The organism is Acidimicrobiales bacterium, from assembly GCA_035533095.1.
In the GTDB taxonomy this organism is placed as follows: domain Bacteria; phylum Actinomycetota; class Acidimicrobiia; order Acidimicrobiales; family Palsa-688; genus DATLUM01.
The window spans coordinates 1-23,586 of the sequence record DATLUM010000020.1 but is presented as its reverse complement, the minus strand read 5'-3'; the positions used below and the strand labels follow the sequence as shown (position 1 = coordinate 23,586).

The 23,586-nt window shown below is 67.9% G+C and carries 20 protein-coding genes; 10 read left to right on the top strand and 10 right to left on the bottom strand.

Going from position 1 to position 23,586, the window contains the following annotated elements; genetic code table 11:
- The first annotated feature begins 2 nt into the window (after positions 1-2).
- Genes VNF71_02500 through VNF71_02475 form a run of 6 tightly spaced genes read left to right on the top strand, consistent with a single transcriptional unit; the run spans position 3 to position 6,096 of the window.
- Positions 3-407 (top strand): hypothetical protein, encoded by a 405-nt coding sequence (locus VNF71_02500; GenBank protein HVA73422.1) that lies wholly within the window; start codon positions 3-5, stop codon positions 405-407.
- Positions 404-1,495, top strand: a complete 1,092-nt coding sequence (locus VNF71_02495) for a glycosyltransferase (GenBank protein ID HVA73421.1) — start codon at positions 404-406, stop codon at positions 1,493-1,495. Before VNF71_02500 ends, VNF71_02495 begins: the two co-directional genes overlap by 4 nt.
- 10 nt (positions 1,496-1,505) lie before the next feature.
- Positions 1,506-2,264, top strand: a complete 759-nt coding sequence (locus VNF71_02490; protein ID HVA73420.1) for a polyprenol monophosphomannose synthase — start codon at positions 1,506-1,508, stop codon at positions 2,262-2,264.
- Between the two features lie 24 nt (positions 2,265-2,288).
- The gene (locus VNF71_02485; protein ID HVA73419.1) at positions 2,289-2,570 is read left to right on the top strand and encodes a hypothetical protein; all 282 of its coding nucleotides are present in this window, start codon (positions 2,289-2,291) and stop codon (positions 2,568-2,570) included.
- Positions 2,567-4,915: a glycosyltransferase gene (locus VNF71_02480; GenBank protein HVA73418.1), complete on the top strand. Its 2,349-nt coding sequence runs from the start codon at positions 2,567-2,569 to the stop codon at positions 4,913-4,915. The genes VNF71_02485 and VNF71_02480 overlap by 4 nt, the downstream gene beginning before the upstream one ends.
- Positions 4,912-6,096 (top strand): glycosyltransferase family 2 protein, encoded by a 1,185-nt coding sequence (locus tag VNF71_02475; GenBank protein HVA73417.1) that lies wholly within the window; start codon positions 4,912-4,914, stop codon positions 6,094-6,096. Before VNF71_02480 ends, VNF71_02475 begins: the two co-directional genes overlap by 4 nt.
- On the opposite strand, the gene VNF71_02470 is transcribed toward VNF71_02475, so the two are convergent.
- Both VNF71_02470 and VNF71_02465 read right to left on the bottom strand, forming a co-directional pair.
- Complete coding sequence (locus tag VNF71_02470; GenBank protein ID HVA73416.1) at positions 6,093-8,009, bottom strand: hypothetical protein; 1,917 nt, start codon at positions 8,007-8,009, stop codon at positions 6,093-6,095. The genes VNF71_02475 and VNF71_02470 overlap by 4 nt on opposite strands.
- A 20-nt stretch (positions 8,010-8,029) precedes the next feature.
- Entirely contained in the window at positions 8,030-9,214 is a 1,185-nt protein-coding gene (locus VNF71_02465; GenBank protein HVA73415.1) for a glycosyltransferase family 4 protein, read from the bottom strand.
- Positions 9,215-9,291: 77 nt separating this feature from the next.
- Between VNF71_02465 and VNF71_02460 the strand changes: the two genes are divergently transcribed.
- Both VNF71_02460 and VNF71_02455 read left to right on the top strand, forming a co-directional pair.
- Positions 9,292-11,331 (top strand): S8 family serine peptidase, encoded by a 2,040-nt coding sequence (locus VNF71_02460; protein ID HVA73414.1) that lies wholly within the window; start codon positions 9,292-9,294, stop codon positions 11,329-11,331.
- Positions 11,332-11,443: 112 nt separating this feature from the next.
- Positions 11,444-13,303: a SpoIID/LytB domain-containing protein gene (locus tag VNF71_02455; protein ID HVA73413.1), complete on the top strand. Its 1,860-nt coding sequence runs from the start codon at positions 11,444-11,446 to the stop codon at positions 13,301-13,303.
- A gap of 4 nt (positions 13,304-13,307) precedes the next feature.
- Here the strand turns inward: VNF71_02455 and gmd are convergent, their stop codons facing one another.
- The 7 genes from gmd to VNF71_02420 are packed head-to-tail and all read right to left on the bottom strand — an operon-like array spanning position 13,308 to position 18,757.
- Complete coding sequence (gene gmd, locus VNF71_02450; GenBank protein ID HVA73412.1) at positions 13,308-14,270, bottom strand: GDP-mannose 4,6-dehydratase; 963 nt, start codon at positions 14,268-14,270, stop codon at positions 13,308-13,310.
- Positions 14,263-14,934 carry an HAD-IB family hydrolase gene (locus VNF71_02445; protein ID HVA73411.1) on the bottom strand — a complete coding sequence of 224 codons (672 nt, stop codon included), beginning with the start codon at positions 14,932-14,934 and terminating at the stop codon, positions 14,263-14,265. Before VNF71_02445 ends, gmd begins: the two co-directional genes overlap by 8 nt.
- Positions 14,931-15,695 carry a decaprenylphospho-beta-D-erythro-pentofuranosid-2-ulose 2-reductase gene (locus tag VNF71_02440; GenBank protein HVA73410.1) on the bottom strand — a complete coding sequence of 255 codons (765 nt, stop codon included), beginning with the start codon at positions 15,693-15,695 and terminating at the stop codon, positions 14,931-14,933. Before VNF71_02440 ends, VNF71_02445 begins: the two co-directional genes overlap by 4 nt.
- Before the next feature lie 21 nt (positions 15,696-15,716).
- The gene (locus VNF71_02435) at positions 15,717-17,078 is read right to left on the bottom strand and encodes an FAD-binding oxidoreductase (protein HVA73409.1); all 1,362 of its coding nucleotides are present in this window, start codon (positions 17,076-17,078) and stop codon (positions 15,717-15,719) included.
- A complete protein-coding gene (locus tag VNF71_02430; protein ID HVA73408.1) occupies positions 17,071-18,012 on the bottom strand; it encodes a decaprenyl-phosphate phosphoribosyltransferase in 942 nt (313 codons plus the stop codon). The genes VNF71_02435 and VNF71_02430 overlap by 8 nt, the downstream gene beginning before the upstream one ends.
- Positions 18,013-18,047: 35 nt before the next feature.
- Positions 18,048-18,599 carry a dTDP-4-dehydrorhamnose 3,5-epimerase gene (gene rfbC / locus VNF71_02425; GenBank protein ID HVA73407.1) on the bottom strand — a complete coding sequence of 184 codons (552 nt, stop codon included), beginning with the start codon at positions 18,597-18,599 and terminating at the stop codon, positions 18,048-18,050.
- Positions 18,600-18,616: 17 nt separating this feature from the next.
- Positions 18,617-18,757 (bottom strand): hypothetical protein, encoded by a 141-nt coding sequence (locus tag VNF71_02420; GenBank protein ID HVA73406.1) that lies wholly within the window; start codon positions 18,755-18,757, stop codon positions 18,617-18,619.
- Positions 18,758-18,929: 172 nt separating this feature from the next.
- On the opposite strand from VNF71_02420, the gene VNF71_02415 reads away from it, so the two are divergent.
- Entirely contained in the window at positions 18,930-19,697 is a 768-nt protein-coding gene (locus VNF71_02415) for a hypothetical protein (protein ID HVA73405.1), read from the top strand.
- A gap of 116 nt (positions 19,698-19,813) precedes the next feature.
- On the opposite strand, the gene VNF71_02410 is transcribed toward VNF71_02415, so the two are convergent.
- Positions 19,814-21,628 (bottom strand): NAD(P)/FAD-dependent oxidoreductase, encoded by a 1,815-nt coding sequence (locus VNF71_02410; GenBank protein ID HVA73404.1) that lies wholly within the window; start codon positions 21,626-21,628, stop codon positions 19,814-19,816.
- Between the two features lie 119 nt (positions 21,629-21,747).
- Between VNF71_02410 and VNF71_02405 the strand changes: the two genes are divergently transcribed.
- Positions 21,748-23,586 (top strand): hypothetical protein (locus VNF71_02405; protein HVA73403.1); only part of this gene is annotated, 1,839 nt, incomplete at its 3' end.

Genomic DNA, 23,586 nt, shown 5'->3' with positions numbered 1-23,586 from the left:
CCGTGCCTGACCAGTCGGGCGAGCTCGACGAAGCGGACCGCGCCTACATCGAAAAGGCCCGGGCTTCTGCCGGGCGGCTCGCGATTCGCGGCGAGGGGCCAGACGCTTCGAGGGACGCTCTCTCGGATCTCGAGGAGCTCCTACCGGTGGACGCCGACCCGCCGGCCGCCTCGGCTAACCCTGCGGGAAGGCTCGTGAAATCCGCCGTGAAGCGGTTCGTCCGGTGGTACCTCGCCTACTTGGCCGGTCAGGTCACGGCCATCGGAGAGGCAGTACTGCGCTTTGGTTCCCACCTGTCCGACCGGGTCGACGAGCTCGACGGCGCCATCAAGACCCAGACGGCGAGGATCGAAGAACTCGAGCACAGGGTGCAGGAGTTGGAGTCGCGGGCCAGCGACCGCCCGTGAGGATCGACCAGTGCCTGCCGGACTTCGCCATGCACGACGCGATCGGCAATCACGTCCTGCAAGCCCGGCGGATCCTTAGGGAAGCCGGCTTTCAATCTGACATCTGGGCAGACCGGATCGACGATCGCCTCGCGGGGGAGGCTCGGCATTATCGCGAATACCAACCCCGGCGCCAGGGAATCCTGATCTACCAGCTCTCGACCGATTCGGACATGGTCCCGTGGCTGGCCGATGTGGCCGGGTCGGGGACGAGACTGTTCTCCAACTATCACAACATCACGCCCTCGCCCTTCTTCCGACGCTGGGAGCCGGAGATCGCTCGGAAGCTCGAAGTGGCACGCCGTCAGATGGCCGAGCTCGCTTCCGCCACCGAATTCGCCATTGCAGTCAGCGAGTTCAACCGGGCTGAGCTGAACCAGGCCGGTTACGAGCACACGGCGGTGGCACCGCTGCTGGTAGATCTTGCGGCCATCCGGGCCGCGAAGGTCCGGAAGATATCGCCAGATCGCCACAGGTCCCGGGGGACACGATGGCTCTTCGTCGGGCGCATCGCACCAAACAAGTGCCAGCACGACGTGGTCGCGGCGTTCGCTGTGTACCGGCGGGTCTTCGACCCGGGAGCCAGGTTGACCCTGGTCGGCAGTCCGTCCTCTTACAGGTACCTGCGCGCGGTCCGCCGGCTCGCGTCGGAGCTCGATCTCGGATCCAGCTTCGAGCATCTGGAGAACATCAAATTTCCCGACCTCGTCGATTGCTACCAGCAGTCCGACGTCCTCGTCTGTCTGTCGGAGCACGAGGGGTTCTGCGCCCCGCTCATCGAGGCCATGGAGATGTCGCTACCGGTCGTCGCGTACCGGGCGGCGGCCGTGCCCGAGACTGTTTCCGACGCTGGAGTGCTCCTCGACGACAAGGACCCTCTTGCAGTCGCCACGGCCGTAGCGGATCTGCTGGGCGATTCGCGTCGCCGGGCCGACCTGGTGAGCCAGGGCGCCGCCCGAGCCGCGGAATTGTCGGTCGCCGCCACCGGGGAGGTCTTTCTCCGGACGGTGACCTCCCGGCTCGAGGGCGGTCCGGGGGCCCCCCGGTAGGCTCGTCTCGATGAAGACCCTGGTGGTCATCCCGACTTTCAACGAGCGCGCCACCATCGAGGAGGTGCTGCGGCGCACGCGCGAAGCCGGCGGATCACCGGACGTCCTCGTGGTGGACGACGGAAGCCCGGACGCTACCGCAGGCGTGGCGGAGAAGGCAGCCGAATCCCTAGGAGGAGTCACCGTGATGCGGCGCAACCGCAAGGCCGGCCTCGGCGATGCCTACCGCGCCGGCTTCCGGTGGGGTCTCGATCGCGGCTACGAGGCCCTCGTCGAGATGGACGCCGACCTTTCCCACGACCCGGCGGTCATACCGGACCTGGTCGGTCTTCTCGCCGACCATGACCTCGCCATCGGGTCGCGCTACGTGCCGGGGGGAACCGTTCCGAAGTGGGGCGCACACAGACGCCTCATCTCCTGGGCTGGAAACCGGTACTCCTCGTTCACGCTCGGGGTGCACGTGCACGACCTGACCTCCGGCTTTCGCGCATTCCGGGCGGAGGCCTTGCAGCGGATCGATCTCGATTCGGTCCGTGCCGACGGGTACGGCTTCCAGATCGAGATGGCCTACCTCGTGAGCAGCGGCGGCGGGAAGATCGCCGAGACGCCGATCTGTTTCACCGACCGCACAGAGGGCGAGTCGAAGATGTCCACGTCGATCGCGTTGGAGGCGCTGATCCTCGTGACCAAGCTGGGAATCTCGCGGCTGCGCCATCCCGGCGGCGACCCATCTCTTCCGATAACTTCCTTCTCGGGCACGAGGCGCTGAGCATCGGGAAGTACACTTCCGCGCATGTCGCTCGGCTCGACGCTTCGGTCCGTGAGGGAACGGGCCCTGGGGACGCTGATCCGCCAGGTCGCCGCCGAATCGGTCGCGGAGGTCCGAGCGAACATCGACGAGATCGAACGGATCCTCGCCAACCAGGGTGATGCCGCCGACGAAGTCGCTGAGACCATCGGCAGGACCCTCACGCGATTGTCTTCCGAGTTGACAGCGCTGACCGCAGAGGTGGCCCGGCTCAACCAACGACTCGAGCGGTTCGAGCAGCTCGGCCGCGCCGACACCCACAGTTGAGCACCCACGCCGGCGGGTCCGTGACCATCGACCTGCAGGCGGCCCAAAGCCCGCACTACCGAGGTCGAGGGATCGCCAGGTACGCGACCGACTTCACCGAGTCGATCGTGGACAGCCGGCCCGACATCGTGAGCCAGGTCCTGCTCAACCCGAGGTTCCCTGCCATCGAGCGGCTCGGCCGCCTGGTCGGTCGCGTGCCTGTTCGCCACCGCCCCGAATGGACGCACTCGGGCGGGATCTTCCACGTGCTCTCCCCGTTCGAGCTGGACATCCCCGTCCAGGAGATCTGGCCCCGCGAAGCATCGCGACACGGGGCCCAGCTTGTCGTAACGCTCTACGACTTGATACCGGAGATCTTTCCCGACATCTACCTCCGCGACGCCGGGCTACGACGGCGGTACAGGGTGCGTCGGGAGTTGGTCCGTTCTGCTGATCACGTTCTCGCCATCTCCGAGTCGTGCGCCGCCGACGCCATTCGGGTGCTCGGTATACCCGAGAATCGGGTGACCTGCGTCGGGGCCGCCACATCGATGAGCTTCCGGCCAGCGAGAGACCGGGGCGCGGCCGCGGCACGGGCGCAAGAAGCCATCCCTGGACTCCTAGGGCGATACGTCGTCTACAACGGGGCGGTCGAGCCGCGCAAGAACATGGACGCACTCGTCGAGGCCTTCGCCAGGACCGGCGAGGAAATCCGGTCGAAATGGCAGCTCGTGCTCGTCTGCGGGCTGCGCCCCAGCGAGCGTAACCACTTCGAGGTCCGTGCCCGCGAGCTCGGAATAGAAGGGCGCCTCATCCTCACCGGATTCGTTCCCGACCAGACTCTGGAGCTGCTCTACCAGGGTTGCGACCTGATGGTGTTCCCATCCCTGTATGAGGGATTCGGGCTGCCCATCGCGGAGGCCCTCGCATGCGGAGCTCCAGTGCTGGCTTCCGGAACGTCGTCGATGCCGGAGCTCGTCGCACCCGGCGCGACGTTCGATCCTGAAGACGTCGAGGACATGGCCCGCGCAATCACGAGGGGGTTGACCGACGCCACTTGGCGCAGCGAGCTGCTCAACTGGGCATTGAAGCCACAACCCACCTGGTCCGACGTCACGTCGAAGACGGTCGAGGTCTACGAGCGGCTGCTCGCCGCCCCGGGCGAGCCGCGTGCTCGCTGGAGGCCGCGCCCTCGTGTGGCGCTGGTGACGCCGTGGCCGCCGCAACGCACCGGCGTCGCGGACTACAGCCGGCGGCTCGCCTCCGCCATGAGCCGCCACTTCGACGTGGAGGTGTTCGTCGACGGCGACGATCCGCCAACCGGCGGAGACGACCCGGCCTTGAGGGCACCGGCGCGATTCGAACAGCAAGACCTGGCAATCGGGGGCTACGACGCCGTCATCCTGACGCTGGGCAACAGCGAATTCCATGCCGGTGCGCTCAAGCTGTTGCGGGAGCACCCAGGTCGGTTCTACGTGCTCGCGCACGACGTGCGGCTCGCCAACCTCTACGTGCACGGGCTGAGTCGCGGAGCCGTGCCCGAAGGGTTCGAAGCCGTCGCTCGCAGCACCTATTCCACGATCCCTCCGGAAGCCCACTTCGAGGGCAACCTTCTCGATCTGGCGGACGGCGCCGGGCTCTACTTCGCCCGGGAGGTCGTGTCGCTGGCGTGCAGGGTGTGGGCGACATCCGAGTTCGCAGCGGACGTTGCCCGCCTCGATGTGGATCCCGGGATGGCGTCGCGGGTCCAGGTGTGGCCCTACGCCTATCCCGACGCGGTCGAGGGGGACGCCAGCCTTCTCGAGGAAGGCCTCGTGTGCACCTTCGGGGTGGTGCATCAACTCAAGATGCCGGACCTGTTGATCAAGGCCGTCCACCACCTGACCTCGCAGAGGGTGGAGGTCCGCCTGGCGTTCGTGGGCCCGGTTTCGGACCTGCTGCGCCGCGAGCTGGAAGCTCTGGCGGCCGGTCTCGGCATCGCGGAGCGCGTGACGATCACCGGTGACATCCCCGACAGGGACTACGAGGCGTGGCTCCAGCGCGCGGCGGTGGCCGTACAGCTGCGCCGGCGGTCCAACGGCGAGACGTCGGGCGCCGTCGCTGATTGCCTGGCGCACGGTATCCCCACGCTCGTGTCCGACCTCGGGCCGCAGGGCGAGCTTCCCGACTTCGTGGGCAAGGTTCCGGTAGCGGCGGAGCCCCACGAGCTGGCCGGGTCCATCGGTGTCCTGCTCGACGGGGGAGACCGGTCGGAGATCGCGGGCCGGTCGTTGGAATTCGTGCGCTCGAACGGCTTCGACCGGGCGGCCCGCCAGCTGTGGGACCTGGTCCCGGAACTGCGGGCCTGGCAGGCCCGCAGACCGTGACCGTCTCGGTCATCGTCCTCTCCCACAAGCCGGGTGCCTGGCTCGAGGCCTGCCTCGACTCCGTCGCGGGGCAAGCCGACGAGGTGGTCCTGGTAGACAACGGATCCGACCAGGGAGCCGCCTCCGGCATCGGGAAGTCGCGCGGGGCGCGAGTCGTGCGCTCCGAGAAGAACCTCGGTTACGCCGCCGGGGTCAACCTCGGTGTCAGGCACTCGACCGGCGACCTGCTAGCGCTCCTCAACGACGACGCCGTCGCCTCCCCACGCTGGCTTCCCGCAGCTCGCGCGGCGTTGGGAACCGATGACGTCGCGGCCGTGGTGCCCAAGGTTCTCAGGAGCGACTGGTACAGGGAGATCCTCTTCGACGACACCCCCCGCGACGCACCCGGGGACCATCGCGTCCTCGGCCGGATGATCCGCAGTGTCACGAGCGACGGTCAGGAGGTGCTCGACCGGGTACTCGGCTGGGGCATCCACGAGCTCGAGCGGCCATCAGCCGGCGTCACGGGCCAGTGGAGATGGACCAGACCGGGAGCGCCGTTCTACGTTCCCGTCGGCGGCGCCGGCGGCGCGGAAGTTCTCGTCGACGGGGAAGCCCCACCGCCTGGGCCGACTTGCCGCCTGCTCAACAAGGCCGGCGGCTACCTCAGGGGCGACGGGGTGTTGGGGGACATCGGTGACGAGACACCCGACGACGGGCGGTGGGACAAGCTGTCGGAGCCGTTCTTCGGGTCGGGCACCGCCTTCGTGACGAGACGCGAGACGTTCGAGCGCGTCGGGGCTCTTGCCGAGCCTTTCTTCGCCTACTACGAGGACGGTGACTGGTGCTGGCGAGCGCGTCTCTCGGGCATGCGGATCATCTACGAGCCGTCATCGACTGTAGAGCACCGGCACTCCGCGACGATGGGTGATCGTTCACCGATGGCGGCCCGTCTCGCGAACCGCAACAGGCTGCTGACACTCGTACGCAACGCGCCCATCAGCCAGTTGCCGCCGGCGGTGCGGCGCGCCCGGCGGGAGGCTCGCGGCGCGCATGAGCTGGTCGACATCGCGTCGAAGCTGCCGTGGGGTCTGTGGTCGAGGCATGCAGGGGCACGGCGCTGGAAACTGAGCCCAGCGGAGCTGTGGGACAGCTGGGCCGGGGTCGGGGCCGACTGGGACCGGTCTCCCTGCCGAAGCTAGGGGCGGATGGCTTCGACGGGGCAGCCGATCTTGTCGACCCCGTCGCGGATCAGTTCGGAGCTCCGGTTGGGCCCCCAGATCAAGGTTCGGATGCCCCTCGCGAATTGAGGGTCGCTCCAGCTCCAAACCTTCGAGGGGTGGGCGTCCACATCGGTGGGCTCGTTGTTCCAGCACCACGCGGAGCGCAACGTCGCCCCTTGGGCGTGCACCGCAAAACTCCACACGACGGCGACACCGACGAGGCCGGCAGCGAATTTGCGGTACTCGAACCTGCGCATGGCAAGCCGGTCGACCGCCGGAAGGGCGAGCACCGTGAAAATCGGCATCATGTCCGTGAAAAGACGCGGCCCGTACGAATCGCCCGCCCACCAGTGCAGGAAGCCCGAGATGACGACCCAGTGGACCACCGGGATCACGGCTAGAGCGACCCACAGAGGGTTCAGCGCGCCGGAGCGGGCCAGCACGACCACACCGGCTGCCGAGAGGAGCACCAGCGGGACGTAGATGAGGAGTCCCCGGCCCGGGCTGACGAGGTTGCCGACGAGCGCCTCGCCGAAGGTACCGAAACCGAAGCTCTGCCCCTGCGTGTAGTACGGCGTCAGCAGCTGCTTGTAGGCGACGTAATCGACTGCCAGCAGGACGGCCAGCGGGGGGATGGCGCCGGCGACGACATGCAGGACACGGCGGGGATGCCAGAACAGAACCCAGAGGCCGAGGATCGCGATTGGTATGGCGTCGGTCGGTCGCATCGCGTACGCGCAACCGAGCGACACGCCCAAGCCGATCCAACCCTTCTCGCCGGCCTGGACCCGCAACGCGAGCAGCACGGCGATAGCGAGGAAGAGCATCGACGGGCCGTGCTCCCACAGCGACCGGCTGGCCGTCGACCACGCCGGGGTGCAGAACGAGAACACGAGCGCCGCAGCGAACGACCAACGCCTGCGCCGTCTAACAGGCTCTATCGTCAGGACCCGCATCGCGATCGCGTAGATCAGAGCGGCTGTGACGGCGACGACCGCAGACATCGAGAGCACCTGGATAGCCCAGTCGTGCCCGGTTCTCACCAGGGCGACGGATCCCCCTCCGATGCCGAGCTTGTGGGCGATGTCGTAGATCACCACCCACGGGACCGCGAACAACGCCCCGCCCCACGGGAACAGCGGGTACACGTGCCCGTGCACCAACGTGATGTCAGCCGCGTTGTGCTGGTGGGCAAGCAGGTAATCGAGCCCGATGCTGTGGTAGTGCACCATCGAGACCGCCACGCTGACCTGGCGGATCGAGTCGGCGGTCATCCCGCTCGGGCACGCGACGTCGACGGCGAACACGATGGCCATCAGCGTGATCACCGCCAGCCAGGACCCGCGAACCCGACTCCCCACGCTCTCGCCGAGCACCCTTCGGGCGGCCTTGCCGGCGAGCCGGCGGGCGCGGTCTGACTGGGTCACCTCCTTCGGACCCCTCACTGTCACCCCTCGCGGCGCGCTGCCGTCGCGGCGGTCCTCGATCACCTCGTCCGCGGCGCTTCGAAGCAACGACAGCGCCCTCGCCGGCGCCCCCGTCTCCCCTGACATCACGAGGGTCGTGTGCTCGAAGTGCCGCATCGCCCTGGCCAGAATCGTCGCTTCCACCACCGCCGAGATCCGCCGGATCACGTTGCTGCGGCCCGGAGGTGAGAACGGGACCCCCGGCTCTACGCAGAACACCAAACGATCGCATCCCGAGAGCGCCTTGGCGCGAGCAAGGCGCCGGCCGGCGAGCAGGCCTGTAAGCGGAATCGAATAGTGGGCCGCGCTCGGTCGCGGGGAGAGGACCTTCACGCGGTGCCCGGCACCGACCTCTCGGCGCACGGCGTCGACGGTCGCCGCCGCAGAGGGGACCGGGATCGGCGGGTAGCTTCCGGCGACCAGCACGCCGGGCGCGCCCGTTGCACCTACCCGTGGCGGCACGACGCCCCCAGTTCGGCTTCCATCCGGTCGAGGACCGCCGGCCACGAGTACTCCTTGAGCACGTAGTCACGGCCCCGGGCAGCCATGTCCTCCGCCCGGCCCGGCGTCTCGCAGATCTCGCGCAGCCCGGCGACGAGGTCGTCCGGACCCGAGAACGTCAGGCCACCACCCGAGCGCCGGCAGTGCCAGGCGACGACCTCGCCTCCCTTCACGGCGAGGACGGGGGTGCCGGCCAACCACGCCTCCATGACGGAGCGCGAGAAGCTCTCCATCCGGCTCGGTTGGAGGTACACCTGGGCAGCTGCAAGAGCGTTGTCCCTTTCGTCGTCCTCGAGGAATCCCAGGTCGATCACCCGGCCGTGCAGGCGTGCGGGGACGGTGACCTTTCCGACCCCGATGGTCACAAGGTCGAGGTCCGGTCCTCCCAGCGCGAGAGCGTCGGCGAAGGTGCTCTGAAGCCAGTCCCATCCCTTGTCCGCCTCCCGGCGTCCCGCGTACAGGGCGAAAGGTCGCTTGATCCCGTGACGCTCACAGAAGCCCGCCGGGTCGTAACCCTCCGGGGGGTTGACGCCGGCGCCGGTCACGACGTGATGGTCGGCGACAGGTCCCAGCCGGTGGGCGACGTCGTGCTCGGGTTCTGAGAGGAACCAGACCGCTCTGGGGTCCGACAGGACAGGGCGGATCACGTCGAGTCGGGCGTAACCCTCGTCGTGCAGGCAGGGGATCACGATCGCACGGTCCCGTACAACTGGCATGCACACGGTGGTGGTCCAGAAGAGGTACGGGGAGAAGATGACGGCGTCGTAGGCGGCGCCGTGGAGCAGGAGATGCTGGAAGAGATCGGGTACCGAGAATCGGCCGCTGAGCCAGTTGAGCTGCTTGTCGAGGGAGATGGGCGAACCGGCTTCGATGGCCCGCTGGACTTCTGTCGTCACATGCGACAAGTGGTGTGCCGTCTCGAACCGCCTCACGGGGAGGCCGAACTCGGTGGTGTCGCCCGGAGGCAAGGCGTTGTCCCAGGTGTAGTGGTCGACGGCGCACGTGGTCAGGATCTCGACGTCCCACCCGCGGCCCGACAGCCCGATCGCGATCTCTTGGGAGAGTGCTTCAGACCCGCCGACGACACCTGCTCCGAACCGTGGAGGGACGAATGCGATGCGCCCCGGCACGGCCGGTCACGTTAGCAAGCGGCGTCATCGGTGAACCCGCCACCAGCCGGCGCAGTCGGTACCGTACCCTTGTTCCAATGCCGGGTGAAGGGGCAAGGTTGGGGCGACTTCATACCGCCCGCGCTGCGGCAGTTGTCGTCCTGGTAGCCGCTCTTCTGCCGGCGCGCCCCGCCGGTGCCCAGCCGCAACGCACCTCCTCGGTGATAGTGATCAGCTTGACCTCGGGCGCGTCGCGTGTCGCGGACGTCCTGGCTGGCCTGCCCGTCGCCACGCCGGCTGCGCCAGCGGCCCACGGGAGATACCTGTTGAAGGTCCAGTCATCCGAGTTGCAGCCAGTGCTCGCCCGGCTCCGCCAGGACCCGCGGGTCCGCTACGCCAGCGTGCCCCGCGCGGTCCACGCCACGTCGCAGCCGAGCACCCCGAACGATCCGTGCTACGTCGCGACCTGCCTCACTGACACCAACCCTCCCCAGCCTGCGAGTGACAGCGGCTACCTCAACGTCGTCGGCGCGCCGGCCGCATGGGCGGTGACCCACGGCGACGGCGTGAAGGTGGCGGTCCTGGACAGCGGCGTCGACGCCAGCCACGAGGACCTGTCGGCCAAGATCGACCCGCAGACAGATCTTCACAACTACTGCCCTGGTGACCCGGCGTGCCACGACACGTCCCAAGTGGCAGAGGACGACAACGGTCACGGCACCCACGTCGCCGGGATCGTCGCGGCCGTCACCGACAACAGCAAGGGTGTCGCCAGCCTCGGCTGGGGTGTCGGCCTGGACATCTACAAGGTGCTGGACTCCCAGGGCGACGGCAACACCTTCGACGTCGCCAACGCGATCTACGCCGCAGTGTCCGCCGGCGACCGCGTGATCAACATGTCGCTTTCGGATTCCCCGTGCATAGACCCGAGCAACTCGGGACCCGATCCCGACGAGTACGCGGCTGTCGAGTACGCCCTCGCTCACAACGTGGTCGTCGTGGCCGCAGCCGGCAACGATGCCTGCGACAAACCTGCCTACCCAGCTTCGTATCCGGGCGTCCTGTCCGTGGCCGCGACCGACAACAACGGTGTGGTGCAGGCCTTCTCCGAGTGGGGTCCGGCAGCCAACATTGCCGCCCCGGGGGTGGACATCCTCTCCACCTGGAACGACGGGGGCTATCACGAGGACACCGGGACCTCGATGTCCGCCCCGCAGGTGGTCGCCGCAGCAGCACTCATGCTCGCGAACGGGTCCTCGCTCACCGCGCCGCAGGTAACGGCACTGCTCGAGGCGGACGCGAATCCCGTCAGCCCGTCAGGCAATCCGATCGACGGCGGGATGCTGGATGTCCCCGCGGCACTCGCGGGGGAGGCGAGCCCTCCGAATGTCTACGACGGCTACGACATGGCCGGCTCCGATGGCAGCGTCTACCCCTTCGGCTCGTCCATCTACGCAGGCGACCTGGCGGGCACTCACCTCAACCAACCGGTCGTCGGGATCACGCGCACCGCTGATGGTCTCGGGTACTGGTTGGTGGCGAAGGATGGTGGGATCTTCAACTTCGGTGACGCCGGCTACTTCGGATCCACCGGCAACATTCGACTGAACGCTCCCATCGTCGGGATGGCCGAGGACCCTCTCACCCACGGCTACTGGCTCGTTGCTGCAGACGGCGGGATCTTCAACTTCAACGCGCCGTACCTCGGCTCCATGGGCGGGTCTCATCTGAACCAGCCGGTGGTCGGCATGGCGGCGACGCCCACCGGAAACGGCTACTGGCTGGTGGCCGCGGACGGCGGGATCTTCAACTTCGGCGACGCCGGCTACTTCGGCTCCACGGGCTCCATAAGGCTCAACCAGCCTGTCGTCGGCATGGCCGGCACCTCTACAGGGCGTGGTTACTGGCTGGTGGCGCGCGACGGGGGCATCTTCAATTTTGGTGACGCCGGCTACTTCGGGTCCACAGGCGCCATCCGCCTGAACCAGCCCGTCGTCGGAATGGCCGCGGACCCGGGCAGCGCCGGGTACTGGCTGGTAGCCGCAGACGGGGGCATCTTCAACTTCGGCGATGCTCGCTTCCACGGCTCGCTCGGCGGCGTCGCCATTCCGGCACCTGTCGTCAGCGGCTCCAGCTAGCACCGGCCACAGGTGAATTGGCTGATTCTTCTTCATGTTCCGCTCGGGTGCGCCGATATAGACCGAGTTGAGCTGCCCTGGGCGGGGGCCGATCTCTCGGAGTGATCTTTCTTTGCGACGCCTGCTTGTATCCGTAACGACCATCCTGACGGCGGCCTGTGCAGCGGCCATCCAAGCCGCGCCGGCTGCCGCCTCGACATTGCCGTCGACGCTGTACCTCGCCGGCCACGGCTGGGGCCATGGGCGGGGGATGGGCCAGTACGGCGCCTACGGTTACGCGCTGCAGGGTCAGTCCTACACGTGGATCCTCGATCACTTCTATGGCGACACCACGATGGGTTCGGTCGGTACGCCGAACATCAGCGTCCACCTCGTCGAACTCGACGGCAAGAGCAGCATCACGGTCAAGGACTCGACCGGGACGCACACGGTCAGCGCTGGCGAGACGTTCACGCCGCAGGGCGGAGACGTCTACATCTCCTGGCCCAACGGGACGTGGCGCGCCTTTCAGGGTTCGGTGCAGGTGACCTCGTCCGATCAGACCATCAATGTGGTGCCGCTCGAGGCGTACGTCCGCGGTGTCATCCCGGCGGAATCGCCGGCGTCCTGGGGCACCAACGGCGAAGCCGCGTTGCAGGCGCAGGCCGTCGCCGCGCGCAGCTACGCGTGGGCTTACACAGGTGGTGGCGCCAGTCCGATCTGCGACACGACCTCTTGCCAGGTGTACTACGGCGATCCCGATGTGGCAGGTGCCGTGGAGAACAGCAGCTACACGCAATACAGCGACAGCGCCCAGTCGAGCACGGCTGGCCAGGTCCGCGTCTGGCAGGCCGGCAACCCCACGGGCCGGCCCGCCGGATCGGTCGCGCTGACCGAATTCTCCTCCTCGACCGGCGGTTACACCGCAGGCGGGGCCTTCCCCGCAGTCGTCGACGCAGGCGATTCGGTCTCCTCGAACCCCAACCACGACTGGAACACGTCGATCTCCGTCTCGGCCGTCCAGAACGCATTCCCCTCGGTGGGCACCCTGCAGTCGATCGCTATCACCGCCCGCAACGGGCTCGGCGACATGGGTGGCAGGGTCATCCAGATGGTGCTGTCAGGTTCGTCGGGGCGTGTGACGATCACCGGCGACCGGTTCCAGTGGGCGCTGGGGCTCAAGTCCGACTGGTTCTCGATCACCAACGTCGGATCCAGCGGCGGTGTCGACGGCTACTGGGTCGTCGCCTCGAGCGGTGCGGTGTACCCCTTCGGCTCGGCCGGGTCTTACGGCTCCCTCCTCGGACGCCAGCTCAACGCCCCCGTTATCGGCATGGCGCCATCGTTCGATGGCAACGGGTACTGGCTCGTCGCGGGCGACGGGGGGATCTTCAATTTCGGTGACGCCGCCTTCTACGGCTCGACGGGCAGCACGAAGCTCAACGCCCCGGTCCTCGGGATGGCCCCGACGCCCACCGGCGGTGGCTACTGGCTCTTCGCGGGCGACGGAGGGATTTTCAACTTCGGTGACGCCGCCTTTTACGGCTCGACGGGCAACATGAAGCTGAACGAGCCCGTGGTCGGAATGGCCGCCACGCCAAGCGGCCACGGCTACTGGCTGGTGGCAGCCGACGGGGGGATCTTCAACTTCGGTGACGCAGGCTTCTACGGATCGACCGGGTCGATCCGCCTGAACCAGCCGATAGTCGGGATGGTGCCGACTGCTGACGGACACGGGTACTGGCTGGTCGCGCGCGACGGCGGGATCTTCAACTTCGGTGACGCCGGATTCATCGGTTCGCTCCCCGGTGAGGGGATCGTCGACACCATCACCGGTGTCAGCCCGACAGCCGACGGTGGCGGATACCTCATGTCGAGCGCCGGCGGGCGCGTCTACCCATTCGGTGACGCCCCGTACTTCGGGGATCCGGCATCGACGGTGAGCGGATTCTCGTCCGAAGCCCTGGGCGTGTTCGCCCACAAGGCCTCGTAACCGCCTACTTCGAAAGCGCCGCCAGGTCCGCGTCGACCATCATCCTCACCAGCTCCTCGAAGCCGACCTCGGGCTTCCAGCCCAGCTGCTCGCGAGCCTTGGCCGGGTTACCGATCAGCAGATCCACCTCCGCGGGTCTGAAGAACTGCTGGTCGATGACGACGTGGTCCTCCCAGTTGAGCCCAACCTGGTCGAACGCGATCTGGACCAACTCACGGCCCGAGTGGGTCTCCCCGGTGGCCAAAACGTAGTCACCTGGCTCATCCTGCTGCAGCATCATCCACATCCCGCGCACGTAGTCGGGCGCGTAGCCCCAATCCCGCTCCGAGTCCAGGTTGCCCAGCGCCACCTTGTCCTGCAGGCCCAGCTTGATCGCCGCCGCGCTGAAGGCGACCTTGCGGGGCAGGAACTCCAGCCCGCGCCTCGGGCTCTCGTGGTTGAAGAGGATCCCGGAGCTGGCGTGCAAGTCGTAGCTCTCCCGGTAGTTGACGGTGATCCAGTGCCCGTAGACCTTGGCCACCCCGTAAGGGCTTCGCGGGTGGAACGGCGTGCGCTCGGTCTGGGGGACTTCGACGACCTTGCCGAACATCTCGCTCGAGCTCGCCTGGTAGAAGCGGATTGACGGATCCACGAGCAGGATCGCGTCGAGCAGGCGGGTGACGCCCAGTGCGGTGACCTCGCCGGTGAGAACCGGCTGCGCGAACGAAGTCTGCACAAAAGACTGGGCCGCGAGGTTGTAGACCTCCATCGGCCTGTGATCGCGAAGCACCCTGATCATCGAAGCTTCGTCCAGCAGGTCCGCGGGGACCAGCGTGATCCGGTCGATGAGATGGCTGATGCGCTCGAAGGTGACAGTGCTGCTCCTGCGATGAAGACCCACCACCTCGTATCCCTTTTCGAGCAGCAGTTCGGCCAGGTACGAGCCGTCCTGCCCGGTGATGCCGGTGATCAGAGCCTTCTTAGCCATCTGTCCATTGTGGCCGAATCGCCGCCTGGCTGTCGGGGCCCGGCCGCGACGGGCGGTGCAACCGGCGCCGTCTTCCCAGGAGGGTGGGGTGGTCCGCCATGGCCAGCAACTCGCGGTCACCCCGGCTGTCCCCGTAGGCCCACACCGTCACAGGGTCCGCGCCGAGCAGCTCCTTGAGCAGGACCGCCTTCTGGGCGGCCCTCACGTTGGCACCGTGGATTCTCCCGGTGAGCAGGCCGTCCGGACCCACCTCCAAGGCGGTGGCGATCACCTCGTCGAAGCCGGTCAGGCGCCCGAAGGGCTGCAGGTACAGACCGAGGGAAGCGGACACCAGCACGAGCCTGTGCCCCTGGTCACGGTGCCAGACGAGACGCTCGGCCATCGCCGGTCTCACCTCGCGTGCCAGCACTCGGGACAAAGACTCGCCCACCTCGGCAGCACGCGCCGCTTCCACTCCCGCTACGGCGCGCATGAGCAGGGCCGCCTTCGCGCCGTCACGGCCACTCGACCGGTAACCAGCGAGCATCGCCGGCGAACAGGCGGAGAGGGTGGACGCGAACCGCCGGCGTCCGAGCAGCCGCGCAAGGTAGCGCGGCAGGCTGTCGCCGGGCACCAGTGTGCCGTCGAAGTCGAAGGCGGCCACGCCTTCGCGGGGTGCGGTCAAGCCGGCATCCTCCGCCACACAATCCGCGGCAGGTGCCGGAAGACCATGAACACGAACCGCAGCGTCGCCGGCACCCAGATGACCTCCTTGCCCGCCGCGACGGCCTTTGCAGTGGCGTCGGCGACCGCCTCGGCCGTGGTCGACAAAGGGGCCTCGCGCATCCCTTCGGTCATCTTTGTCCTGACGAAACCGGGACGGACCACCAGGACCGAGCCGCCGCTTCCGGCGAGCGCGTCGCCGAGTCCCTGAGCAAAGCCGTCCATACCGGCTTTCGAGGACCCGTAGATGAAGTTGGCCCGCCTCACCCGTTCGCCAGCCACCGACGAGAGGAAGACGATCGTCCCGTGCCCCTGCCTGCGTACCAGGCGCGCGGCGGCGAGCCCTGAGGCCACCGCTCCGACGTAGTTGGTCGTCGCGACATCAACCGCGCCGTCGCCCCCGATCTCGTCGACCTCCTGGTCCCCGAGCAAGCCGAAAGCCACGACGATCACGTCCAGTTCGCCGCCGGCCAGTTCGACCGCGTTCGCGATCACCTCGTCGTGGCTGGTCACCTCCCGCGCGTCGAAGCGCGTCACCTCCACCCGTCCGGCTCCGGCAGTGCGCACCTCTTGGGCGGCCTTCTCCAAGGCGCCTTCGTCACGGCCGGCGAGGACGACGGTCGCGTGCCGCGGGCCGGTGAGACGCTGCGCGATCGCGACGCCGATCTCGGACGATCCGCCGAGGACGAGAATGGATTGCACGCTGCCGAGGGCGTCTTTCATCTGTGTCTCCGTACTGGGTGCTCAGGCGACAAGGGAGGGGAGCCGGCGGGCCAGGTCGGAGCGCATGATCCCGTCGGGATCGACACGCCGGCGGACCTCCCGCCAACGGGGGAGTTCCGGATACATGCGCTCGAGGAGTTCCGGCCGGAGCCGCGAGTCTTTGGACAGGTAGACCCGGCCGCCGGCGTCCGCGACCTTCTGGTCGAGCGCATCGAGAAGAGCGGCGAGTCCGGGACCGCTCGCCGGTATGTCGAGGGCCAGCGTCCATCCCGGCCTGGGAAACGACATCGGCCCCGGGTTCGCCGCCCCGAACCTCTTCAGCACCGCGAGAAACGACGCGCAGCGCGCTGCGCTCAGCATCTCGAGCGACTCACGCAAGGTGGCCTCCTCGCCGTCGGGAAGGACCATCTGGTACTGCAGGAACCCATGACGGCCGTATATACGGTTCCAGCCGGAAACCATGTCGAGCGGGTGGAAGAACCCCGAGGCAGGGACGATGTGACCGGCCGCACGACGAGGCGACTTGCGGAACCAGAACTCGTTGAAGACCGCGATCGACCACCGGTTCAGGAGACCCGACGGTGCCCAGGGCGGCGCGGCGATCAACTCGCGAGCGTCGAAGCGAAGCGCTCGCGCGGGTCCGCGGCGCTTCGCCGGGAGTTCGTCGAGCTTGGCATGCTCCGCGAACTCGAGGATCGACCTACCGAGGGAAGCGCCGCGGGCGAGGCAGTCGATCCACGCCACGCTGTAGCTGTACTCCTTGTCGGACTCCGACATCCGATCCATCACCGAGTCGAGATCCGCGCAGCGCTCGCTGTCCACCCGCATGTACGCGGTCTCGATCGGAAGGAGCCGCAGGGTTGCCTCTTCGATGATTCCGGTCAGACCCATCCCCCCGGCGGTCGCCCAGAACACGTCCGCGCCGTCTACCGGTCCCACCGTGAGCGCACCGAGGGCCGGCGTGCGGAGCACCAGGGATTCGACGTGCTGGCCGAATGTGCCCTCGCGGTGGTGGTTCTTCCCGTGTATGTCCGACGCGATCGCCCCGCCCACGGTCACCTGGCGCGTGCCGGGGGTCACGGCCGGCCACCATCCGAACGGGACGAGCATCCTCATCAGCTGCCCGAGGCTCGCCCCGGATTGCACCGTGATACGTCCGGCCGAGACGTCGAAGTCCAGCACCCTGTTCAGATGGGTGGTGGCGACCACCTCACCACCGGCGTTCTGCGCGGCATCCCCGTAGCTGCGGCCCAGCCCTCTGGCGATGACCCCGCGTGGGCCGGCCTCCTCGAGGGCCTGCGCCAGCTCCGCCGTCTCGTGCGCGACGGTGAGGTTCGCGACCGTCGGCGCGGTGCGGCCCCAACCTGTCAGCTGTTCAGGCATAGATGGCGAGAGCGAACAGGACCACCCAGCACAGGCCGAGCACCTGGAGCGGCCGGTCGGACAACACCAGGTCCTCAGGCTTCGCGCCGTGGCCTGCCTCCACGAGGAACGTGTAGCGCAACAGCGCGATGAACACAGGGACGGTGGACAGCTGGTACCAGATGGCGTCGTTGTGGTGATGGAGCGTTGCCGTCTGGAGGCTGAAGGCCCACAGGGCATAGCCGATGATCGCCCCGCCGGCGGCGATGGCGAGGACGGTCCGGAGGAAAGCCGGGCTGTATGCGTCGAGGGTTGCCCGGTGCGCCCCTCGGTCATCGCCCAGCTCGGCGTGCTCCGCGACCCGCTTGCCCGTAACCATCAGGAGGCTCCCGAAGGTGGCGACGATCAGGAACCATTGCGACACGGGAACGGGTATCGCCACGGCGCCGGCGATCGCCCTCAGCACGAAACCCGCCGCGACGCTCACCAGGTCGAAGATGGGCTGGTGCTTGAGATAGAGGCTGTACGCGAACTGCACCAGCACGTAGATGCCGAGCACCAGGCCGAGCCGCCATCGCAGGGCCACCCCCACGCCGATCGCCACGGCCATCAGAGCCGCGCCGGTCACCAGGGCGGTCCGCACCTTGATCAGGCCGGCGGCGACCGGGCGGAATCGCTTGGTCGGGTGCTCGCGGTCGGCGCGTACGTCGAGAGCGTCGTTGAGGAAATAGGTGCCCGACGAGACGGCGCAGAACAGGGCGAACGCTTCGAGAGCCCTGGCGAGCGGTCCACCGTGGTTGAGCACGCCGGCGGCGCCGGGCGCGGCGAACACGAGGACGTTCTTTGCCCACTGCTTGGGGCGGGCGGTCAGTACGAGTGCCCTCGCGGCGCTATGGCGGGCTCCTGCCGGCTGGGTGCCGGAGAGTCCCGTCGCGCCGGGCAGGACCTTGCTCACCGCTCGATGGTACAAGGGCCCGGGCGCCCCGGCGGTTACCGCCTCAGGCCGAAGTACGGCCGGCGGCCGGCGGGGATCTCCGAACGCAGCGGGTTCTTCTGGTCCCGGTCGGACAGGATCGGGTCGCCGACCCCCCAATCGGCGCCTATCTCCGGGTCGTCCCAAGCCACACCGAGCTCGTCGTCCGGGTTGTAGTAGCCGTCGACCAGGTAGGTGATCGTCAGATCGGTCAACGACGCGAACCCGTGGGCCACCCCCGGTGGGATGAACACGCCGCGGCAGTTGTCCCGGCTCATCTCCAGGTGCTCTGTGGCGCCGTCGGTGGGGGACCCATCGCGCAGGTCGTGTAGCACGACCCTCGCCGTGCCCACCGGGCAGAGCCAGTAGTCGGCCTGATGCAGGTGGTAGTGCAACCCCACGACGGCACCCGCGGCCTTGTCCGACCGGTTCCCCTGGATCATCTCCCTGCCGAGGGGGAACCACTCCCGCCTGTAAGTCTCGAAGAATCGACCCCGCGAGTCGCCATGACCGTCCGGATCCACCGTGTACACGCCTTGGATGGTCCGCGACTCGTCGATCTTGGGCATGCCAAGAGGCTAGGGCTTCAGCGCGAGTGCGTGCCCCCGTTGCCGCCGCTCCAGTGCGACGGCGGGTCGCTCGCGGGAAATGACTCCTCGACCTCCTCGTCGATGTCCACCTCCCTGGCCGGCTCTTCTTCGGGGCGCCCGTCAGGCTCCTTCGGCATGTGCCGCTCCTTTCGTGTCGCGCTCGCCATCCCAGGCTAGGGGCTCCGTGCGGTGCCGCCGGCAGGTGGTTGGGAGGCGCCAATTGTGGGAAGAACCCGTACGTGGTCGAAGGCCGCCGACGGGCGCGCCACATCTTGGACGCGAGCCGTCGCCGGCGAAGGAGGTCATCTGATGGCATGGGCCTTGGAGCACCCAAGAAAGCACCGTTTCTTCGGTAGGAACCGGGCCGCGGAGCCAGCGGCACCCGCAGGCGCGCACCCGCGAGTACACCCACTCGGTGCCGGCGGCGTCGGGCTGTGGACGCTCCTGCTGGCGGCTTGGGCCGGCATCTCCGTGTTCGTCGGTCCGCTGTTCGGGTGGCACCCGACGTCGTTGACGGCATGGGACTGGACGAAGCAGAACTGGCTGCTCCACCTCGTGCCCGGCGCCGTCGGTGTCCTGGCCGGGCTGATGATGCTCGGCACGATCGGCGCTCATGGAGTCGGCCGGCGCAGCGGCATCAGCCTCGCCTCGCTGCTGGCGATGGGTGCGGGCGCCTGGTTGATCATCGGGCCGGTGGCGTACCAGGTGTTCGACGGAGGCAACGGATACGCCCAGCCGGCGACCGCGACCGACAACTTCCTCCACCAGATCGGCGCCAACCTCGGGCCGGGCGTCCTGCTGCTGATCCTCGCAGGCATGGCGTTCAAGGCCGCGACCGCAGTCCCCCGCATCGTCTACGGACCCGCCGACGCAGCAGCGCCCGTCGGTGGGGTCGGTGGGGAGGCCGCCGCCGCTGATCGGCCCGCCGGCGACGGCACCACCCGCACGGCCACCACCGGCACCACCGGTAGCGGTACCACCACTATGCCCAACGAGGGGACGCACTTCGCCGGGCGTCCTGAGACGGCTGCCGCTGCGGAGGACGAACCGATCGAGACCCGCACGACCACGGAGTAGAAGCGGCCAGAGGGGGCTGCACAGCGGGAGGGCCGGCCCTGATTGATGGGCCGGCCCTTATCGCGCCCCACTGGCTACGGCTTCGCCATCGGCAGCGACGGCAGCCGTCCGGTTGACTAACCGGCCGTTACGGCGGCGGCCGGCGCGCGGCGCAGCTCCAGGCCAGCGAAGTCGCCCTTGTCGCGCCACTCGTCCATCATCTCGAAGAAGGCCATGGGGCCCTTGCCGTAGGAGTTCCCCAGCAGGCCGCCCTCGCCGGGCCGGCCCTCGTTGTTGTAGTAGCCCGGCGTGCACTGCTCTTGAAACGACCGCAGGTCTCGAGCCGACTCCTTCAACACGGCCAACCACTCGTCGACAGCAGCGGGAGTCGCCTCGACCTCGATGACCTCCTCGTCGAGCGCACAGCTGACGATGTGCGCCACGTGGATGCTCGCCTCGTCGAGCAGGTGCGGGTAGTTGGCGGTGAAAGCGCCCTGGGTGTGGCCGAGCACGAACATGTTCGGGAAGGCGTCCACGTGCATGCCGTGCAACGTTCGCATCCCGTCGGCCCAGTGCTCCGAGAGAGCCTGTCCGGCGGAGCCGCGAATGTCGTAGCCGGCGCGGCGCGTGTAAGCGGTCCCGACCTCGAAGCCGGTCGCGAAGATGATGCAGTCGACCTCGTACTCGCGCCCGCGTGCGACGACGCCTTTGGCCGTGACGCGCTCGACCCCGTGCCCGTCTGTGTCGACCAGGCTGACATTCGGCCGGTTGAACGATTGAAGGTACTCGTCGTGGAAGCACGGCCTCTTGCAGAACTGGCGGTACCAGGGCTTCAACGCAGCCGCCGTCGCGGGGTCGGAGACGACCTCGTCGACCCGGCTGCGGATCTGCTCCATCTTCTCGAAATCGGCGAGTTCGAGGTTGCGCGCAAGCGCCACCGCGGACATGTCCGAACCCCCGTCGTCGCTGATCCGGCGCACGAGCCGCCCGATGATGTCGGTCCAGCCGTCCATGACAAGGTCACGATCCGCGATGCCACCCGAGGTCAGCGTGGTGAAGTTCTCCACGCGCGCCTTCTGCCAGCCCGGCCGAAGCGACGCCACCCATTCCGGGTCCGTCGGCCGGTTGCCCCGCACGTCTATCGACGATGGGGTCCGCTGGAACACGTACAGCTCGGCCGCCGAAGACGCCACATGGGGCACCACCTGCACCGCCGTCGCCCCGGTGCCGATGATCGCCACCCGCTTGTCCGAGAGCTTGTCGAGGCCACCGGTCGCGTCGCCACCCGTGTATTCGTAATCCCACCTGCTCGTATGAAACGAGTGACCCTCGAAGTCGTCCATCCCGTCGATGCCAGGGAGTTTCGGTCGGTGGAGGGGCCCGTTGCCCATCACCAAGAAGCGCGCGGCGAGCTCGTCCCCGCGGTTGGTGCGGACCAGCCACCGTGATCTCGGAGCATCCCAGTCGATGGCCGTAATCTCGGTCGACATGATCGCGCCGTCGTAGAGCCGGAACTGCTCCGCGATCCTCCGGCAGTGGGCGAGGATCTCCGGTGCGTGCACGTATTTCTCGCTGGGCACGTAGCCGGTCTCTTCGAGCAGCGGCAGGTACACGTAGGACTCGACGTCGCACTGCGCGCCCGGGTAACGGTTCCAGTACCACGTACCGCCGAAGTCCCCGCCCTTCTCCACGATCCTGATGTCCTCGACACCCGCTTGGCGGAGGCGGGCACCCGATATCAAGCCGGCGAAGCCACCGCCGACGATCAGCACGGTCACGTCCTCGCGGATCGGGTCGCGTTCGACCGCCTCGACATAAGGATCCTCGAGGTAGTGGGCGAAACGGCCGGTGACCTCGATGTACTGGTCGTTGCCGTCGGGGCGCAGCCGCTTATCCCGCTCGGCCCGGTAGCGGTCCCTCAGTACGTCGGGATCGAAAGCCAGATCGGTCATTACAGGTCTCCCTCCCCGTGTGTCCGAATTGTAGCAAGACGTTTCCGGAGGACAGGATGGATGCCCCTGGTGATCCGTGCCGCTCAAGCGGAGGTGGCGCTGTTCCGAAAATTGTTCCGATGAAGTGGAATTTGACCCGACTCGCCCTCGCTAAGGGCCGGCGTTCGATCATCGGTGCCGGTTTGGCGGCGGCACTGGGGGGCGCCTCGCTCGTGTCTGCTGGGATCGCAACACCTCCGGCGAGCGCGACGCCGAGCATCACCCAGACCTGGTCGGTGACGTTCAACGATGTCGGCAACCCGGTCGCTCTCTCCTCACCCGTCGTGGCCAGCCTGCCGGGCGGATTGGCCGCGATCGTCGGGGACCGTGCCGGCCACGTATACGCCCAGTACCTCGCCAACGGGTCGACTGTCCCGGGGTGGCCGGTCAACACCGGCGGCGTACCGGTGGACTCGCCGCCCTCGGTCAGCGGCGGAGTGATCTTCTTCGGCGCGGGCAACGCCGCCGACCCGCACGCCGGGGGAGCTTTCGCGGAGACGACCGGCGGCCAGCAACTGTGGGGTCAGATCGAGCACGACCCGGCGGGCAACAACTACCAAGCCAACGGCGAGAGCGCCGGTCTGACAGTAGGCAACCTGCAAGGCCAGGTAGATGTGGTCGCTCCCTCGCTCGGGCAGAACATGGACGCCTACAACGCCGCCACCGGAGCCGGGCTCACGGGGTTTCCGTGGTTCACAGCGGACACGGTCTTCTCGACCGCGGCCATCGGCGACGTCGAGGGCAACGGGACGAACCAGATCATCGACGGCGGTGCGTCAACCGCAGGAGTCGCTTACGGCCAGACGTACACCGGCGGGGGGCATATTCGGATCCTGCGCCCCTCTGGCAACGCCGGCTATTCCGAGCCGAATCAAGGCTTGTACTGCGAGTACGACACCAACCAGGACGTCATGTCTTCTCCGGCGATTGGCCAGTTCCTCTCCGGCGGGCAGGTCGGCGTCGTGGTGGGCACCGGCAACGAGAGCGTGTTCGCCGGCGGCAGCGACAACCACGCGCTCATCGCGATCAACAAGTACTGCGCGAAGCAGTGGGAAATCGTCCTGGACGGCGACACGACGAGCAGCCCGGCGCTGGCTGACCTGTTCGGCAACGGCGGGCTCGAAGTCGTCGAGGGGACCAACAACGGCAGCGGTGGCGGCAGCGTCTATGCCGTCAACGGCACCAACGGTGCCGTGATCTGGCGAACCGCCGCTATGGGTGAAGTCATCGGCGGTGTGGTCACCGCCGACCTGTTCGGCCAGGGGTACCAGGACGTGGTCGTCCCCACCACTGCCGGCGCGGAGGTCCTTGACGGGAAGACCGGGGCCGTGGTCGCCGCGGTCGAACGGGGTCTCGGTCTGCAGTCGTCGCCGCTGATCACGGCGGATCCGAATGGCACGATCGGCATCACCGTCGCCGGTTACAACGGCAGCAACCAGGGGATGGTCGAGCACTTCGAGGTGGCGGGCTCGAATGGGGGGGTGGTCTCCGAGGCCGGCGCATGGCCCGAGTTCCACCACGACCCGCAACTGACCGGCAACGCCGGCACCCCTCCCCCGACGATCCAAGTGCCCTGTAACCGGCCGTCCGGAGCTCCGAACGGGTACTACATGGCGGCCTCCGACGGCGGGGTCTTCAACTTCGGCAACCTCCCGTACTGCGGATCGACCGGATCGATCATCCTCAACAAGCCAGTCGTCGACATCTCCGGTACGCCCGATGGCGGCGGGTACTGGCTTGCCGCGTCGGACGGGGGGATCTTCAACTTCGGCGACGCGGGTTATTACGGCTCGACTGGCAACACCCGCCTCAACGCTCCCATCGTGGGCATGGCCTCCACCGCGGACGGCCGCGGCTACTGGCTGGTCGCGTCGGACGGTGGGATCTTCAACTTCGGCGACGCTCCCTACCTGGGCTCG

Coding starts and splice junctions, on each gene's coding strand:
- VNF71_02490 (HVA73420.1), top strand. CDS start 1,506: ATGAAGACCCTGGTGGTCATCCCGACTTTCAACGAGCGCGCCACCATC.
- VNF71_02485 (HVA73419.1), top strand. CDS start 2,289: ATGTCGCTCGGCTCGACGCTTCGGTCCGTGAGGGAACGGGCCCTGGGG.
- VNF71_02460 (HVA73414.1), top strand. CDS start 9,292: ATGCCGGGTGAAGGGGCAAGGTTGGGGCGACTTCATACCGCCCGCGCT.
- gmd (HVA73412.1), bottom strand. CDS start 14,270: ATGGCTAAGAAGGCTCTGATCACCGGCATCACCGGGCAGGACGGCTCG.
- VNF71_02440 (HVA73410.1), bottom strand. CDS start 15,695: ATGAAAGACGCCCTCGGCAGCGTGCAATCCATTCTCGTCCTCGGCGGA.
- VNF71_02435 (HVA73409.1), bottom strand. CDS start 17,078: ATGCCTGAACAGCTGACAGGTTGGGGCCGCACCGCGCCGACGGTCGCG.
- rfbC (HVA73407.1), bottom strand. CDS start 18,599: ATGCCCAAGATCGACGAGTCGCGGACCATCCAAGGCGTGTACACGGTG.
- VNF71_02420 (HVA73406.1), bottom strand. CDS start 18,757: ATGCCGAAGGAGCCTGACGGGCGCCCCGAAGAAGAGCCGGCCAGGGAG.
- VNF71_02415 (HVA73405.1), top strand. CDS start 18,930: ATGGCATGGGCCTTGGAGCACCCAAGAAAGCACCGTTTCTTCGGTAGG.
- VNF71_02410 (HVA73404.1), bottom strand. CDS start 21,628: ATGACCGATCTGGCTTTCGATCCCGACGTACTGAGGGACCGCTACCGG.